This is a genomic window from Olsenella uli (assembly GCF_016899935.1).
GTDB lineage: Bacteria > Actinomycetota > Coriobacteriia > Coriobacteriales > Atopobiaceae > Thermophilibacter > Thermophilibacter uli_B.
In genome coordinates this window covers 208,124-224,560 of sequence record NZ_JACJJK010000005.1, presented here as the reverse complement: position 1 = coordinate 224,560, position 16,437 = coordinate 208,124, and the positions used below count along the sequence as shown (strand labels likewise).

General features: G+C 54.6%; 13 protein-coding genes. 10 read left to right on the top strand and 3 right to left on the bottom strand.

The genetic code is table 11. From position 1 onward, the window contains the following. Positions 1-77: 77 nt before the first annotated feature. The 10 genes from H6A07_RS06455 to H6A07_RS06410 all read left to right on the top strand — a co-directional run bounded on the left by H6A07_RS06455 (position 78) and on the right by H6A07_RS06410 (position 12,620). Positions 78-1,577 (top strand): hypothetical protein, encoded by a 1,500-nt coding sequence (locus tag H6A07_RS06455; protein ID WP_204814110.1) that lies wholly within the window; start codon positions 78-80, stop codon positions 1,575-1,577. A 493-nt stretch (positions 1,578-2,070) separates the two neighbouring features. Then, positions 2,071-2,259 carry a hypothetical protein gene (locus H6A07_RS06450; protein ID WP_204814109.1) on the top strand — a complete coding sequence of 63 codons (189 nt, stop codon included), beginning with the start codon at positions 2,071-2,073 and terminating at the stop codon, positions 2,257-2,259. 273 nt (positions 2,260-2,532) lie between these two features. Continuing rightward, positions 2,533-3,282: a hypothetical protein gene (locus H6A07_RS06445; protein WP_204814108.1), complete on the top strand. Its 750-nt coding sequence runs from the start codon at positions 2,533-2,535 to the stop codon at positions 3,280-3,282. An 18-nt stretch (positions 3,283-3,300) separates the two neighbouring features. Continuing rightward, on the top strand, positions 3,301-4,437 hold the full coding sequence (locus tag H6A07_RS06440) for a hypothetical protein (RefSeq protein WP_204814107.1): 1,137 nt from the start codon (positions 3,301-3,303) through the stop codon (positions 4,435-4,437). Between the two features lie 353 nt (positions 4,438-4,790). Next, complete coding sequence (locus H6A07_RS06435; protein ID WP_204814106.1) at positions 4,791-5,678, top strand: DUF6414 family protein; 888 nt, start codon at positions 4,791-4,793, stop codon at positions 5,676-5,678. 334 nt (positions 5,679-6,012) lie between these two features. Next, positions 6,013-6,321, top strand: coding sequence for a hypothetical protein (locus H6A07_RS10255; RefSeq protein WP_239471115.1), 309 nt, complete (start codon positions 6,013-6,015; stop codon positions 6,319-6,321). Between the two features lie 1,043 nt (positions 6,322-7,364). Continuing rightward, entirely contained in the window at positions 7,365-8,303 is a 939-nt protein-coding gene (locus tag H6A07_RS06425; protein ID WP_204814105.1) for a DNA cytosine methyltransferase, read from the top strand. Beyond that, positions 8,300-9,196, top strand: a complete 897-nt coding sequence (locus tag H6A07_RS06420; RefSeq protein ID WP_204814104.1) for a DNA cytosine methyltransferase — start codon at positions 8,300-8,302, stop codon at positions 9,194-9,196. The genes H6A07_RS06425 and H6A07_RS06420 overlap by 4 nt, the downstream gene beginning before the upstream one ends. Positions 9,197-9,208: 12 nt before the next feature. Then, positions 9,209-11,140 (top strand): McrB family protein, encoded by a 1,932-nt coding sequence (locus H6A07_RS06415; protein WP_204814103.1) that lies wholly within the window; start codon positions 9,209-9,211, stop codon positions 11,138-11,140. Positions 11,141-11,144: 4 nt separating this feature from the next. Continuing rightward, the gene (locus H6A07_RS06410) at positions 11,145-12,620 is read left to right on the top strand and encodes an LlaJI family restriction endonuclease (protein WP_239471114.1); all 1,476 of its coding nucleotides are present in this window, start codon (positions 11,145-11,147) and stop codon (positions 12,618-12,620) included. Here H6A07_RS06410 and H6A07_RS06405 read toward each other — a convergent pair. The 3 genes from H6A07_RS06405 to H6A07_RS06395 are packed head-to-tail and all read right to left on the bottom strand — an operon-like array spanning position 12,617 to position 16,420. Further along, positions 12,617-12,994, bottom strand: a complete 378-nt coding sequence (locus H6A07_RS06405) for a hypothetical protein (RefSeq protein ID WP_204814101.1) — start codon at positions 12,992-12,994, stop codon at positions 12,617-12,619. The two genes, H6A07_RS06410 and H6A07_RS06405, sit on opposite strands and share 4 nt — an antisense overlap. A gap of 15 nt (positions 12,995-13,009) precedes the next feature. Then, positions 13,010-15,319 carry a S8 family peptidase gene (locus H6A07_RS06400; protein WP_204814100.1) on the bottom strand — a complete coding sequence of 770 codons (2,310 nt, stop codon included), beginning with the start codon at positions 15,317-15,319 and terminating at the stop codon, positions 13,010-13,012. 3 nt (positions 15,320-15,322) lie between these two features. Further along, positions 15,323-16,420: an AAA family ATPase gene (locus tag H6A07_RS06395; protein ID WP_204814099.1), complete on the bottom strand. Its 1,098-nt coding sequence runs from the start codon at positions 16,418-16,420 to the stop codon at positions 15,323-15,325. Positions 16,421-16,437: the final 17 nt, after the last annotated feature.

The following is a 16,437-nucleotide window of genomic DNA, read 5'->3' as shown; positions in this document are numbered from 1 at the left end:
CGGCCATCGCCCTATCGCCTTGCCGCAATAATGTTATCCATACAGAATCGATTGTTAAGCCATTATGGAGGTTGATTATGGATAAACTATTGGCCAACTTACCAACCCCGCTTAACAAGGAATTAGGGTTCTTTTTAGCTGCTGAGTTTTCGTTTGGTCAGGCTGGGATTGAAGATGTCTTCGCCAATCTCATAGTTGCCTTACTCGCAATTCGGTTGGTTCGTAAAATCGGTCCATATGCAATCGATGGTTATTACCTTGAGCCTTATCATAGTGTATCTAGAGGCGCGGCAATGGCAAATGTTCTCTATAGAATTGTCGCCCCCGTAGTCATTACCGAAGCGCTACATCTAGTCATTTCCTGTCTGTTGTTTTTACTATGCGGGAGAATGGCGGCGGTGGATCTGCGTTGGCTTTCTGTAGTCACCTATTGGATAGTTCTATTTGTAATTAAAGTGGCCAGGAGACTGTTTCTCGCTCCAATTGGTTTTCTGTTCGAAGCTCTGGCGTCTCTTGCCCTGTGCTTGTTATTTGATTCGTCGGTGGTTAGTCGTATTGTGCTTGAGGGACTTTCTGTCTTTGACAACACAAATGTCGGATTCCAAATGTTGATTTCCATCGGCTTTATGCTTGTTTATGGGATTACCTCGCTGGTAGTTGGATCAACTGGGTTTGGCGAAGACACCTCTGGCTATCTAAAGGAACGGCTTGAAAAAGCGCTTTACGGTTACCTTAGACACTACAGGCAAGTGATTAATAAGTGTAAACATGGCGAACGGTTTGAGTCAGATTACCTGTTCCGAGCTTTATTTCTAACAGTAATGTACATCGAAGACCACAATAGACCGAAACTCATACGAAGAATCGAAAGTGTGCTTTCTCGTGTAGGCCTAAGTAAAACTACGGGAATCATGCAATGCAAAGCCGTGGATGACTCAAGCTTCTTGAAGTCGTATTACACGGATGAGGAAAGCGTACGGGTGGCCTTTCCTAAGTTGTTGACCCTTTGGGAAGAGTTTATCTATGGTGCGGCCATGAACGGCTCTGGCGATTCAAATGTTGGGGCCGTATGGTTTACATCAAACTGGTATTCGTTTGATGCAGAACAATTTGAATGTGTATTAGTGCATCGCTTTTCTCAAATATATGGAGATTATCGAGGGTCAAAATCGTTGGAATGCGACTCGATATTTGCTCAGGTGCTTGATTTTGTTAAAAATGAGAACAACAGAAATGTACCGACGAGAATAGCCATTTCTTCCGAGCTTTTCAAAAATCATGCCCAGCTTTACCCCGATACTGTGATGACGGCTACTGCGGGCGACTTGGGATTCTATGGTGATCGAGAGCTAGAACCGAATCATGGCGTCATTTGGTCTCTATCCTATAGCGAAGACATTTTAAGCTGCTTCATTCGTATCATTGAGTCTTTGAAAAAGACAAATTCAACGACGATCGATTCGATTCGGATTGTCAACAATGTATATTGCAGAGTTGAATACGGCGGGCGTTTTTTGTGGAATGAAGGTCTCGGCACCTCTTGGTATAAGAATGATAGGCCGAAGGCGAGGAGGTAGGCAGAGTTCATGGCGCATCGTTGGTCGAGAAATGCTGGATGGACGTTGTCGATGCGACGGCTTGTTGTATTGGGGTCTGCATAGTTTTGTGGGCGCTCATTTCGCCCTACGTGCGCAGAATCATTGAACTTGGTATTGCTCTCTAATCAAATTGCTCAGTCTTAGCGGCCTCGTGCTGTAGACGTGCGTGGCACTCAAAAGGAAACTGCAGTCGAAAGTGCGGTCCTGCAGCGCGTTGAGCAAGGCCGCTCGACGACACGAGGCGCTCGCTCGGTGCGTCTGTCTCCCATGACTTGATGCGACTTGGCGTGAACAGGGTGGGAATGTCGACACCCGTGAGAAAGCAGGGGCTGTCATAGTTGGAAAGAAGCACGCTGCTCGTTGACCTCTAGCGTGGCGGCCTTCTCCCGAAGGAACTGAAATAGCGTCCGCTTGCTGTGTGACAATGAGAGTGCGTCAAACGATACGCGCCGGTTTTTTAAGGAGCGCCCGTATGTCAGATGACTCGCTGAGCATTGAGCTAGTGGCAAATGACGTCAGTCACGATTTGCGCCGCGACCCCAATCGTGCAATCTACGAGCTCGACAAGCAAATTGACATGCTTGAGAACCATGCGGACAAACTCGACTATCTTGTTGCCGCGTGCAGCGGCCTACTGTGTGGAGCACTTGATGTCCTGTGAGTTGGTGACTTTGACCTTGCACGAGGACGAGAAGCGTCGAGTGAGGTAGTCGATGGGTTCGTTACCAAGATTGCACAGGCTGCCGGCTACGATGGAGACGACCTTACGGGAGCCGTTAGGTTTCTCGAGAAACTGGCCCCGATTCCAAGCGATGCGAGCACACCCGATTTCGGCGGAGGCCTCCAGCATCACCTGCGCGACTTCGCTCACCACCCGACTCCCGCAGGCCTTGCCTTCTCTCTTTTGACGCAGTCCACAGGCAGGGTGTACGGCGTGACCACAGCTGGTGCGTTTCTCGTAATGGACGTGCCGGAACGAGCGCTTGGCCTAATTGGCGAAACGGTGCCAGAGAAGTTGCTGTTCGGTACGCTGCGCTGGTTCCTGCACCTTGTGAGCGACATGGCCGGCTCGAGCGCGACTGCCGGTTTGACCGGTGGAGTAGGAATTCCTGGTCCACTTCTGTCGCTGGCGAAGGAACTCTCCGCGACGCCCCTCTTTCGGAATATCTCTGTCGGTCATGTCTCCCTCTCGGAGTTATTGTCGAAGCTCTTCAACGGAACGTTGCTTGCGGAGCATGATGCCTCGGGCCGCATCATAAGAGACACTCAGCTGAGGTTTGATTTGCGTGGCGAGCTTGGCGCGCTTTCGGAACTGGGGCGTCAGGCAATTCCTGTCATGGCAAACGAGTGCGTGGTGCGCGGGTTCTATCTCTTGCGACACCTCGCTTCGGAGATTGCTCGCGTGCGCCCGAGGACGCTTGAGGACATGCGGCGCATATCCTGGGAGGGCGTAAAGCCCTTCGGCAACCCGACCATTGATCGTATGCTTACGATTGCGACAGGGGTTTTCACCAGCGTCGACGTTGTCGCGGCTGCTGCGAGTGAGACATGGTGGCTGTCCGTGAACTACGTGGGGGTGTGTCGGTTTGCCGTAGCAGTTGGGAGGGACGTCTCGTGGTCCCTCAAGGCTCGCGACCTCAAGCGTATAAAGAGCGCCTACGAAGCCATACGAGCTAACACGTAAACAAGGGAGAACAACGCCGTGTACGGCAACATGGGCGAGGGTCTCGGCCTCGGCAAGTTTGGGCTCACTCTTCGACAGACTGAGATTCTTTACAACCTCGAGCGGCAGAAGGTGTTCTACGACATTCGACGTCTTGAGGGAGACGCATTTGAGCCGGTCAAAGAAGTGAAGCGAGATTGGCTCAAGCGCTGGTCCGACATCATAAGGGAGGACTTTCCCAAGTTCGTTGGTGACGCGAACGCAGAGCTCCACTGGCTCGCTCTCAGCGAGCTCAAGGCTGCAATCGAGGAGGAAGGGGCGAACAATCCTTGGTTCCGACTCGTACTGCTTGAGGCAATGCTCTTCGAGCCGTACTACCTCCTAGATCCCGAGGGATACGAACGAAATACCCTGCAGAAGTTTGGTGACGTCGCGGGGACCAAGCTGCCCCTTGCTGGCTACAGCGCAAAAGCGTGCGACGAGTTCCTCGAGGAGACGTTTGCGGCTCCCTTTGTCGAGAATGGCTACATCAAGCGGCTTCGGTCATGCCACAACCGAGTGTCCAGGCAGCTCAACGAGTCGCTTAAGGGCACCATGATCGCGTTGGGCGTTACTGCTGCGGGCGTGCTCGTATTTGTTGCGACGGGCGGTATCGCCACCGCCCAAATTGCGACCGCGCTTGTTGGGTCACAGTTTTCCGGGCTCAGCGGCGCCGCCCTTGCCAGTGCTTGCCTCGCCTATCTGGGTGGCGGTGCCATTGCTGCCGGGGGATTTGGCATGCTGGGTGGCTCTGTCGTTATTGTCGGTGGTGCCGCGATTCTGGGAGCGGGTATTGGTGGCGCTGCCGGTGCGACGGCTCGCGAGCTGTTTCTGTTCGACAAGAGAAGGACGATTGCCTACTCGGCGAAGGTGCTCGCTGCCGTCGAGGAGATATTCCTTAACGACGAGCACGACCTCGGCCTCTCGCAGACCGTCCTCCAATGCTATCAGGACATGGTTGTCGAGGAGCGGGCGGAGATCCAGAGGCTGAAGTTCGCCGCTGAAGATGCTGAGAAGGACGAAAAGAAGAAACTGGTCGACAGGCAGAAGGCAGCCGAGAAGTCGGCAAGGGCGATGGAGACTGCGGTCTCGAATTTGAAGAGGTTCTCCAGCTCGTTTGAGGTTGGCTTCAACTGAGGACACGACAGACGGATATGAGGATAATGACCTCAGATAGAATGAGAGTCTGGACGCATTCGTTGTGAATGGGGACGAAATCGGGACTTAACTTGGCGGACTTGTTTCTATGGAAAGGTGCTTTTCTGCTTTCGATTGTGCGCATCCGGTGGTTTTATTCAAAAGATTCGACGTGCTGAACTGTGCGTTATTTGATCATGAGGCTACCATCGTTCCGCAGTTGGAAGAACGCGCGAACTTGATTTATGCCCGGTGCTGTAAAACAACCGAATTTGATCACTGGGCAACGATTGTGCCACCTTATAATTCTGAGTAGATTTCTAAATGAAAATCTGAAATTAAAGAGGTGCTAAATGGCAGATAAGACAAATATAGATGCTGAACTGTTCCTTCCATACTATATTAATCAGCCAAGACTTCTGGATATATATGCAATATTAAATGGTGGGTATTCAGAATACGAGGAGATTGAGTCTTTAGCGTCATCGGAGAGCAAGAAAGCTCGCTCTGGAAGCATTAACGGAAAAACGGGCTTTAGGTTATTTAAGGTTGGTGCGGACATTTCCGGAATTGACGAAGACAATGCGATAGGACATGATAAATCAAATATAAAAATAGTTCAGACGGCCACCTCGATGCTCGACATCGTTATCGGTAGCCTGCGGAGCCAAGGTTTTATCACAGACATCCGAGATTCTTCTGAGGGATCGTTTGTTATTACAACAATCACTGCAAGAATCAATTCGATTAAATCACTCATGAATGAAGCGAAAAGTTTGCTTGAACTTAGCAAAAAGATGTCAGGTTTGGGCAATGGGGGACGGGCACTCGATAAGACAAATAATATTAAGCAGATCGAGCAGATAGTTGGTGTGACAAAAGAGCTGTTTGGCTCTGAGGAGATTGTTTCAGATCAGGAGGAGTATGCTATTGTAGGCACAATTAACGATGAATACCTTTATCAATCTTCAAGAGAAGATATAGTGGGAAGAAGCTTAACATGTCTTGCCCAGGTCAAGCAGTATTACCCACAAGGGACTCAGCTGCTTAAAAATACCATCTTTACACGAATGAAAGATCAGAGATCAAAGGAGGGGATGATTGAGGCGTTAAGGAGCCTCAAAGATAGTAATTTTGACTACCAAGCAGATGTCATATCTGAAATAACTGGTAAGCCAGTGTATCAGCTGGAAATAATTGCACTATATCAATTGGCAAGCAGATTCCGTAAGAGTGACTAGTGAGGCCACGCTGCAATAGATCGATAATTATTATGTCTATTGAGGTGAGCCTGCGTTTTGTCTTCAGTTTGACTAATGCCATATTGAAGTTGTTTGCCGGATAGATGAGAGTGCGGAGGCCAATTCGAAGAGCCAAATTGTTCCATTGCTTGCTTGGTCTCGCTTGCTCATCATATGAGGACTCCGGTAACGGCGAGTATCGGATATTCATGGCGTGTTTTGACGAGCATGACAACGAGGTCGCTCCTGTGGGCGTGTACACCGTGTACGAATCGGGAGCCCGTGGCTCACCTTTGCCATCGTAAAGCCCGCTGCGGACAACGCGTGCGAGGACATGAGGCCGTACGGGCAGGGCGTGTTCGCTGGCGCAGTGCACGCCATATTGGCAGTGAACCTCGCCTTCGATGCGATGATCTCCGGGGCGGAAAAATGCAAGAAGCGCGTGTTTCTCGGTGACGTGATGTTCGACCAGGAGACGGACGGTAAGGGTAGGAGGGTCTCGATATCGTTCGGGCGGCAGGACTGCACCGTGTTTCGGGAGGTCATGAGCGTGGCGGACACGGTTCAGGAGTTTGCGTCGGCGCTGAGACTGACTCGCAGCTGCGGGCGTTTAGGTGCGCGCGGCAGATGCTCGGCGATTTGACAGGCTTTGGTCTGGGGTACTTTGACTTTGACGGTGCCGGGTACGTTAAGACCACGACGGAGATCTCTGCCGACAACTCGGCGCTCATGCGCAACGTCCGCAGGCATGAGCACGTTTTGTAGGGCGCGACTGCGGGAATTTGCAGGGCGGTTATGGCAGCAAGTGCCCACTGGGCATCGGACCCCCCGACGAGGGCGAGGTGCGCGTCACGTTTGATGGCAGCATCATCACGGACGCGAGCGCTGAGAAACGTCAGGACATGACGGGGGTGACCTCGGGTCTCATAAACGCGTGGGAATACCGAGCCAAGTGGTACGGGAAGGACAATCCGACCGCGAGGCGACTCGCGGGTGCCTCTGTAGGCGTCTCTGGGGTGGTCTCAGCGGGTGCGGGCCGGGATGAGTAGCGTCGGGCGCGGCAGCAGTTGAGCGGCGTCATACGGACTCTTGTCGCGACGTGTGTGCCCCTCGCGCGCATGGGGGGAAGCGCTCGGTTGGGCGCGTGGCCGCCAGCGGCTCTCTGAGTGGTGTCCGTGGGCCGTCGGCGGAGCCAATCCGCACTTGCGCGGATGACGGGTATGCGTGGCGCCATCTGACCCGTTGTGCGTGCTGGCAGGTCATCATGCGAGTGAGTACGCCGTCCGCCCTGGGCGCCCGTCCGGTTGCGTGCGGGCGGCCGCGCTGCGGTCGACATCGTCAACGTAGTGCGCAACCGAGCAGGTGGTCAGGACTGGTGGCGGGATAGCATCCAACGGTCGACTTGCTGGTTCGTTGTGCTTTCTGCAACGTGCAGGATGTGGTCGGAATGATGGAGTCCGGGGTGGCTGGCGTTGCGGGCGCTGGTTTCTCTAGTTTATTATTCTCGACTCCTGAATCGACGTTTTAGCCATTGTTTGATGGGCTGCTACGGATACAGGAGATTGCGAGTTAGCGGATTGACGATACGTGGACCATGTATGGTGCATGGTAAAATCTTCTACTTGCAAGGAATAGCATCGCATCGGACGGTGCGGCAACATCAGGTGGAAAGGGCAGGTCGGCACGTTGTCTGCGAATCAGGTACAGAGCAATAGCATCACTGCTGTGGACCTCTTTTCTGGCTGCGGTGGCATGTCCCTTGGCTTTGAGAATGCCGGTTTCAACGTGTTGGCTGCGTTCGACAACTGGACGCCCGCTGTTGAGGTGTACCGCAAGAACTTCGACCATCCCATCTTTATGCACGATCTCTCCGATGTTGATGCCTCCGTTCCTCTTGTTCGAGAGTTTGCTCCTACAGTCGTTTTTGGTGGACCTCCTTGTCAGGATTTCTCAACGGCCGGGCATCAGGATGAGAATGGTGGGCGAGCCATTCTCTCGGTTGCGTTCGCAAAGATCGTCTCTCGGGTAAAGCCGCAGTGGTTCGTAATGGAAAACGTCGCGACTATAAGAAACACGCGCTCGTTCAAGCGTGCTTGCGAAATCTTTCGAGAGGCGGGGTATGGCCTTACCTGCAAGGTGCTTAATGCTGCATATTGCGGGGTGCCGCAAATCCGTAAGCGCATGTTCGTTATCGGGGGCATTGGCGAAGAGGACGACTTTCTTGATGGTGCGCTTGATAAGGGGCTGAGCGACAAGCCTCTCACGATTCGAGACTATCTCGGCGACTCGCTTGGGATTGATTACTACTTTCGTGTGCCAACGAACTACAGCCGGAGGGGTGTGTTCAGCATCGACGAGCCGTCCATGACCATCCGTGCAGTTGATCGTCCCATACCGCCGGGATATAAGGGCAACCCCAACGACTCTGCTCCTGTGAGCGAGACGCGCATATTGACTCCAAAGGAGCGTAGCTACATCCAGACGTTCCCCGAGGAGTTCGAGTTCTTCGGGAGCAAGTCAGACGTGAACACGATGATTGGCAATGCCGTTCCGGTTAACCTTGCAAATTACGTTGCGAGAGCTCTGATGGGCTACATCTCCAACAAGAATGGCGGTGACGAATGAGGGCCGTCGACATCTTCTCTGGTTGCGGCGGCATGTCTCTTGGTTTCGAGCAGGCTGGATTTGAGGTTGTCGCCGCGTTCGACAACTGGAAGCCTGCGGTGGAGATTTACCGCGCGAACTTCATGCATCCTATCTATGAGAAGGATCTGTGTGACGAGGATTCCGTTGAAACCATCAAGGAGCTGAGACCCGACTTGATTATGGGAGGGCCTCCTTGTCAGGACTACTCAATTGCGGGCAAGCGCACGGAGGGGGCGCGTGCGAACCTAACCATTCGATTCGCCGAGATCGTCACGGGCGTACTGCCCGAATGGGTCGTGTTCGAGAACGTCTACAACATCGAGAGGTTCGGCACGCTTCCTCGAATGAAGGCGATGCTTAGGGACGCGGGGTATGGATTGAGCTCTCGCGTGCTCGATGCGAGCCGCTGTGGGGTACCCCAGGCGAGAAAGCGTTTCATTTTGGTCGGTCGGCTCGGCGCCGAGGATGGGTTCTTCGACGAGGCGTTCATCGAGGGCATGGCGGAAAAGCAGATGACTGTGCGGGATTATCTGGGCGACAAGCTCGGCACGCAGTACTACTACATGCACCCGCGCAGCTACAACCGGCGTGCCGTCTTCTCCGTTGATGAGCCATCCGCGACGATACGTGGAATCAACAGGCCGATACCGGAGAACTACAAGCGGCATCATGCCGATGCTGCGGCAATCGAAGATGGCGTTCGTGCTCTCACGACGAAGGAGCGCAGTTACCTGCAGTCCTTTCCCGAGGAGTTTAAGCTTGAGGGCGCAAAGACGAGTGTCGAGCTGGCCATCGGGAATGCCGTCCCTCCCGCCCTGGCGAAATACGTGGCAGAACGTGTCCTAAAATATGAGAACGGCGTTGAGCAGTAAGAGGTGAGTGCCTTGTCGTACTTCAAGCAGATCGGAGATTACCGAACCTATCAGGGCGAGGAGTGCGACTTCCATCTTGACTACAACGCGAACAGCGGCGGAGGCCAGGCATTCCTTGGTGGGGCGTTTGCCGGGGAAGATGGCGGAAGAGCCGCGGCCTCGACACTTGGCGGTTTGACTGCCGCCTTTTCGCTTCGCTTCCATAGGGCTGATGGCAGCGTGTGCAAAGTTGACTTGGGGACGCAGAATGCGTATCGCTACCCTGTTTCTCCTCGCGGAGCCGGAAGCCAGCAGATGAAGCTGAGTCTTGGAGGAAAGGTCAGGCCGAGCTTGCTGTTGCCGGCTATTATGATGCTTCCCGAGACAACAACCATCAACATGGCGGACTCTCTTGAGCTCTCACCGCTCACGAGGGGAAACTACTGGCTGAGGTCCATGTGGCTCGATTGCGAGTTCGAAGATGACGGGTCGGCCTGCTTCATTCCCAAGGACTATGTGTTCAGTGGTGGCCTCTCCAAGCAGGGTAAGTACGCGACGGAGGACGGTAAGCCAACCGGTGAGGTCATGTTCTTCACGCTCGATTTCGAGAGACGAGTGAATGACATCCTCTATGCAGCAGATCACTGCACCTCTCTTCCGAGGGCGGCAGCTGACGTCCTGCGGCACTTTAGTGCCGTCCTTCTCGGTGCCGTACCGTTTGACTGTGAAGAATGCTTCGAGAGAACCGCTGAGCTCATGAGCCTGGTTGCACACGAGTGTCCTACGACCTATTCGGGTATTGGTGATCCGCTGCCAGCTGTGATGGATATTGTTGGACGCCCTGCTCTTCCTGGCAATCCTTTCGTTTCTGTTTCGCCAAGTGTCCCCGAACCCCGCAATCTCATCTTCTTCGGGGCTCCTGGCACGGGTAAGTCGTACCGGCTCGCACGGCTTGCGGAGAAGTATTTCGACAGGAGGAACGTCAGGCGCGTCACCTTCCACCCCGACTACACCTACGCTCAGTTCGTGGGCTGCTACAAGCCGGTCACGACGATGCGCACGGCGACCGATGAGGGTGGAACCGAGAGCACCCAGAGTGAGATCAGCTACGGTTTCGTTCCTGGGCCGTTCCTGGAGACATACATTGCAGCGGTGCAGAACCCCGGCACGAACTACCTGCTTGTCGTTGAGGAGATCAATCGCGCGAACCCGGCGGCCGCGTTCGGTGACGTGTTCCAGCTGCTTGATCGCGACTCCGATGGGCGAAGTGAGTACGATATTGCCGTGCCGCGCGAGATGCGCGAGTACCTGCGCGTGTTCCTACCTGAGTATGCCACAACGGCGAATATCCAAGATCCTGAGCGGCTACTCTCCGAACAGCTGCGTCTCAAGGGCGAAGCGGAGCGACTGTCGCTGCCGCCCAACATGTTCATCTGGGCAACCATGAACAGTGCGGACCAGGGCGTCTTTCCGATGGACACCGCTTTCAAGCGTCGCTGGGACTTCCGCTACATGGGCATAGACAAGGGTTCGGACAAGATCGCCGGCTACGCCGTGCCGGTCGGGACGCCCGCCCGCATGGTGAGCTGGGACGCGCTGAGGCGCGGCATCAACCGGGTGCTTCTCAATGCGGGTGTGAACGAGGATAAGCTGCTCGGGCCGTTCTTCATCTCGCCCGCGAGGCTCGCTGACCCTGACGGCTTCACGCAGGTCTTCAAGGACAAAGTGCTCCTCTATCTCTTTGAGGATGCTGCCAAGACCAAGGCCTCAAAGGTATTCTCCCACGAGGGGCATGCGACATACTCGGATGTTTGCAAGGACTTCGAGAGCTTTGGAGAGCTGGCGTTTAGGGGCATGCGCGAGCTGCCGCCCTTCTCGCCGGTTAACGCGAACGTGACTGAGGAGCTTGAGGCCGGCGAGGAAGCGGACGCCGCGGAGGAGCCTTTTGCTGACGGTGCGGAGTAGCGTCATGCGTACGGTCTACGTTCGTGAGCGTTCGTTCCACACTCCGATGAGCCTCGCGCGGACACTTGGCATCGAGGTGGATGATGCCGGCCGCTACATCGCTCTGCTGTGCGCGCACGGCGTGCTTCGACTGAGGACGGGTGACGAGCCGAAGGAATACGACCCTCTTGGGGAGAGCGCGCCGCGCGGGACCTATCAGTTCGTATACGTTGGGCTCGCCCTGGTGGAGGGCATCTGTATCGTCGTGTATCCGAAGTACCTTCCCGTAGTCGACCCCCTATGCCCCGATGACGTCACGAGGGCCACGATGCGCCAGGTGTTTAGAGTCCTTCGCAAGAGCAGTGGAAGCTACGCCAGCATCGCCGCTGCGACTGAGGACGGCATGAGGGCCAACGACAGTCTGGCGCTCATGCTCGCGTTGCTCGAGATGTACGACGAGTACGGTGTCTACTCAAACTACGTGCACACCATCGCGGACAACGGATCGGGCAACATCAGCTGGGAGCGCACTATCGCGGCGAACCTCCCCTTCGTGCGGGACGGGCGTCCCATCTACTTTGACTACAAGACCGTGGAGACTGACGCCGACGCCTCTGACTTCGTGACGCGGCTGCACCGCGCGGTGCTTACGGAGTGCTCGCGCTTTATGCGGGAGAGCGGGCTTACTCAGCTGCTGGCACTTGACGAGGTGTGGCTGAGCGATTCCTCCGTGGCGGACTTTGGGGACACTGATTTCGTGGCATATCGGCTGGAGCGCGAGCGGGCAGTGCAGTTCGTCACGTGGAAGCAGGACGTAATCGACCTCCTCGTGCGCTATGTGCGCGACGAGGGCATGTCCGCAACGCCGGACGCGCCGCTGTGCCTGGGGACGTCAAGCTTCCATCACGTGTGGGAGACGGCGTGCAAGATCGCGTTCGGTGACGTGCTGTCCGTTCGGCTTGGAGAGCTGGGGATTGAGCTGGCTCCACCGTTTGCGGGGATGGCGGAAATGCGGCTCATCGATGTCATTCCGAGACCGGAGTGGGCTGCGCTGGGTGCTGGCGAGGAGCGGGCGTGCGGCGAGGTTGCGACGCTGATTCCGGACATCGTGACGATGCGAGGTTCTGGTGGGATTGCTGGTGTCGGGGTTGGGGCGTTCGCCATCCTTGACGCTAAGTACTACACGCCGCTGCTGGGTGAGCGCGTGGGTGGTGTGCCGGGCGTGGAGTCGGTGACCAAGCAGTTCCTGTATCAGGCTGCATACCGCGACTTTGTGCTCGCGCACGGGTTCTCCAGGGTGGTGAACGCATTTCTCGTGCCGTCGTGCGGTGACGCTGTGGAGCATCTGGGGCGCGTGCGCTTTCCCGGCGTGATCGCTGCCGAGGAGCTGCCGTTCTCGAACGAGGTGGAGCTGTACGCGCTGCCGGCGGAGGCGGTGTTCGACGCCTATGTGGGAGGGCGGGAGTTGGACGCAGCGCGCCTTGCCGAGGTGATTGGCTAGGCGGGGGCGTGCTTGTCGGCTTTGGTGGCCGTGCCAGCCGATACGTCTGCGATGGTTTCCTCGCTGCTCTCGTCAACTATGACCCACGTCCATGAGCCGGCGCCTATGGGGTATAGGTGCCGACCGTCAATGTCTGTGCCGAGGAAGGTCTCGGTGAGGTCAGGATCGTAGGTGGTGCGGAAGGCGTCTGACTTCTCGTCGTAGACGAGCGAATCGTCGAACTCGGACAGCCACGCAGCCATGCGCTCGACCTCGGCGCGCTCGAAGTAGGGGCATGCCCAGCCGTTCCACTCCTCGGTGGGGTCGAGGTAGGCGCGGTGAACGCACTCGGGGCGGTCTTCGAGGTCGGCTATGGCTACGTGTGCCAAGAACATAATTTACCCCTTACACTAGATTCTCGTTTCGATGCGCTGCGTCGCCCGCAGTCTAATGGGCTGCAAGTTCTGGAACTGCTGAAGGGTTTCATTGTATAGACTACCGATATATCCGGGAGCATCAACGGTGACTACCGCGTAATACCTTGTAAGCGCATCGGGATCACTATTGTTGCGAAAGATGGATTGCAGCGTGAGAGATGGTTCATGAAGTGAAGCGCCCTGCATACGTTGGCTCTTGTTGATGACGGTATCCCACTTAAAATCATTTGCCCTAAGGTCGCTTTCCTCCCAGTACCGTTTTGCAGGTTTGCTCACAGGGAGATTCGAGGCAGAATAGCCCTCACGCTCGAGTCTCGCAGCCAAGTTGCGACCCTCTTCGGTAGATAGATCGACAGTTTTCTTGTGTTTGGTCCCCTTCAGCGTGTATGCAAACTTACTGGAATGCGGAACAAATGTGTCGGTGATACAGCTTGCCGAGTAGGCGTCCGAATCGTTTGGGTCTGTATCGCAGACGGCAACAATAGTCCAGTTAATGGTAACTAACCCTTTCGCCTGTTCGATGCGTGGCGCAAAGATAGGAAGCGACACCAGCTGCTTGGGTCTCAGGATGCCCTGGTACAGCGTCGTTACCCTGTTGTCTTCGCAACTCAGGCAGTCTGCTGGATTGTCAGGGGCTATGCCAAAACCATATTCCTCTTGGCTATAATCCTCGCGGTGCACGGCATTGTGAAGGAGTATCGCCCTCGCAAGGTGCTGTGTAACATCCTCGCTGCGAGCCATCATCTTTCCGAGCTTGTGCACAACTAGAGGAGAGGCGAAGCTTGTTCCTGCGTTGATTTGCAATTCGTTGCCGCTTGAGCCCACAACGAAAAATGGCCTGAAAATATCGCCTCCGAACTCAAGGATATCCGGCTTGACTTTAGCTCCTTCGCGTCCCGGCCCTACGCAGCTGTAGTCAGCACGGGCTTGGGTGCCGTCGCTCTTCTTGACAAACGCTCCCACTCCAACGCCGTTAATGAGGTCAGAGGGTGATTGGATGCGGTTGAAAGGCTGGGGCATTTCCCCATCGTTGCCTACTGCCACGCAGAACAAAGGGGGCTCGTCATCTCGGCTGAAAGACATGACATCAAGAGCATACGTGAATCGACTTATGTCATCGTCGAGTATCGGTCCCCGGGGGCCAAATGAAAGGTTGTATAGCTTGATGTTGGGGTTCTGCTCGACCACAAATTCAATCGCATCGATGGACTCGTATAAATCGAAGTCAGCTGGACTGCTCGCCGGAAGAACGCGAAAGCTTTCGACATATATCTCGGGTTCTGGAAGGACGTCGCTTGCTTTCTTGTTGGAAAGTTCGCCATGAAGTACGGCACCACACACTCCACTGCCATGGTCGATGCCCTCTTGCAGCGCTGGAGACCCAACGCAATCGTGTACATCGACGCGGCCCCTCAACAGTGGAACGTCTGCGTTGCAGCCTCCATCAAATACACCAACCGTAACAGGAGGTCTTTCTTGAGCGGGAGCAATCTGAGGAGCAGGTGCGCTGAGTTTGCTACGAATAATCGGCTCGAAGCTGATGCCGCCCATCGGATGCATGGTGCGAAGAGGGTTGATTCTTGCTGCACCAAATGCGGCCTCTCTGTCCATTTGTGCGGCTATGAATGTTACTCCGTCTCGATATGTCCTCACCTCGATTTCGTTGCGGCTGAGTCCCGACGTCCTGCAGAATAGATTGACCGCCTCATCTTCATCCTGATCTAACGGGTGGAGAACGACTTCTACAATTCCCGACTCCCAATCATCATCAAATCCGAGAACCTTCTCTTCGGGGGTAAGCAAATCAAGGGAGTGAATAGACATAATCTCGTTTCGCCAGGCCTCAGAAACGGCGGTTTCACGGCGCAGAGCGTTCTCGAAGTCTCTAATACCTCTTGAGGTTGTGCGAAGGAAATAGAGTTTCGCGAACTTGGGAATCCCCTCCTGTCCGTCGTTCTCGCTAGGCTTCGGAATCTGATCATCCGCAATTCGGTACCTTCTACCTCCGACAATCGCAAGGTCATCGGAAGTGGTCAGCATTGAGGATGGAACGTATGACTTTGCCTCAAACTTGGGCTCGAGACGCACGCAAACAACCTTCTCGTCAAGATACAAGTCTGGGTTATCTTCAATTTGGGTGAAGATCGTTTCTATGTTGGAAAGAAGCCTCCCCCTTGCCTCTTCATACTCATGTGGAAGGGTTTTTGGACCGCCGCCCTGGCCTCGTTCAACTGGTTTTATATATGTCTCGCCATGAGCGATGATTGGAAGCCTCTCAGACATGACCTACTCCTCTTTCAGGTATCGGGAGACCGTTGAGGCTCCGACGCCGACGATGCGCGCAATATCGCGTGTTGTAAGCGCGGGACTCGCCTCTTTGACCATTTTGCAAGCTTCTTTTTTCTCTAGCTTCGTTTTGGGCTTAAGCCTGGAATACAGCTCGGCAAGAGAGATGACTTCAAGGCTGGTGTCCGGGTTCATGACTGACTGCCGTTTGATGTGCTCGCACACTTTGCATAAATCGGCCGCGCTAATCCCGCTACTGTGAGCTGCAAGATAGTCGCGAATCGACTCGCTAAGGAAAAAGCGATCTTGCGGGAGATGTCTTGAAATTAAATTGACCCTCTCATCCATATCCGGAAGCTGCACTTCGATGACTCTGTCGAAGCGCCTCCACATTGCTCTATCAAGAAGCTCTGGGTGGTTCGTCGCCGCAAGGATGACACTGCTTTTCGGACATGTCTCGATTTCCTTGAGGAGGACGTTTACAAGACGCTTTAATTCGCCCAAATCCCCTTGGTCATCCCTTCTCTTTGCGATTGCATCGAATTCATCTAGAAGAAGCACTGAGGGCTGGGCTCGCGCATAGTCGAAAACGCTTTTGATGTTCTGACCAGAACGTCCCAGATAACTTGATATAGAAGTGGCAAGATCTAGGGTTATTAGGGGCAATTCAAGCATATATGCAAGCCAGTGGGCAGTGTATGTCTTGCCCACTCCGGGAGAACCCACAAATAGGATGCTGTTGGATGGCTCAATCCCATCTTCAAAGAAACGTTCCATGAGAGATCGTTCCTTAAGAAAATCGGACAATTCCTTGATAGTCAGGTGGTCAAGTATTGGTTCTGGCATCTCGGTCGGCTCAACAAGTTCCACCAAGGAGAGCCTAGTCTCCTTGTCAACAGGCAAGGGAGTGATGCCTGAGGCTCTGGTTGCAGCGCAATTTGAATTTGCCGAAGCCAGAGCTGATGCAATTTCACTCGCGAGGTTCGGCTTATCCTTCCGAAGTCTTCGGGATATGGTCAGAGATACGGACTCGACCAGTTGCCGGTCGTTATCCAAGCAGGCTCTGACAAGTCTGGGAACGTAATCAACAGCATCCATGTGCCAATCCAAATCAT

Bases quoted from the DNA above. Each gene is read 5' to 3' on its own strand.
- H6A07_RS06455 (WP_204814110.1), top strand. From the start codon at position 78: ATGGATAAACTATTGGCCAACTTACCAACCCCGCTTAACAAGGAATTA.
- H6A07_RS06450 (WP_204814109.1), top strand. From the start codon at position 2,071: ATGTCAGATGACTCGCTGAGCATTGAGCTAGTGGCAAATGACGTCAGT.
- H6A07_RS06435 (WP_204814106.1), top strand. From the start codon at position 4,791: ATGGCAGATAAGACAAATATAGATGCTGAACTGTTCCTTCCATACTAT.
- H6A07_RS10255 (WP_239471115.1), top strand. From the start codon at position 6,013: ATGAGGCCGTACGGGCAGGGCGTGTTCGCTGGCGCAGTGCACGCCATA.
- H6A07_RS06420 (WP_204814104.1), top strand. From the start codon at position 8,300: ATGAGGGCCGTCGACATCTTCTCTGGTTGCGGCGGCATGTCTCTTGGT.
- H6A07_RS06410 (WP_239471114.1), top strand. From the start codon at position 11,145: ATGCGTACGGTCTACGTTCGTGAGCGTTCGTTCCACACTCCGATGAGC.
- H6A07_RS06405 (WP_204814101.1), bottom strand. From the start codon at position 12,994: ATGTTCTTGGCACACGTAGCCATAGCCGACCTCGAAGACCGCCCCGAG.
- H6A07_RS06400 (WP_204814100.1), bottom strand. From the start codon at position 15,319: ATGTCTGAGAGGCTTCCAATCATCGCTCATGGCGAGACATATATAAAA.
- H6A07_RS06395 (WP_204814099.1), bottom strand. From the start codon at position 16,420: ATGGATGCTGTTGATTACGTTCCCAGACTTGTCAGAGCCTGCTTGGAT.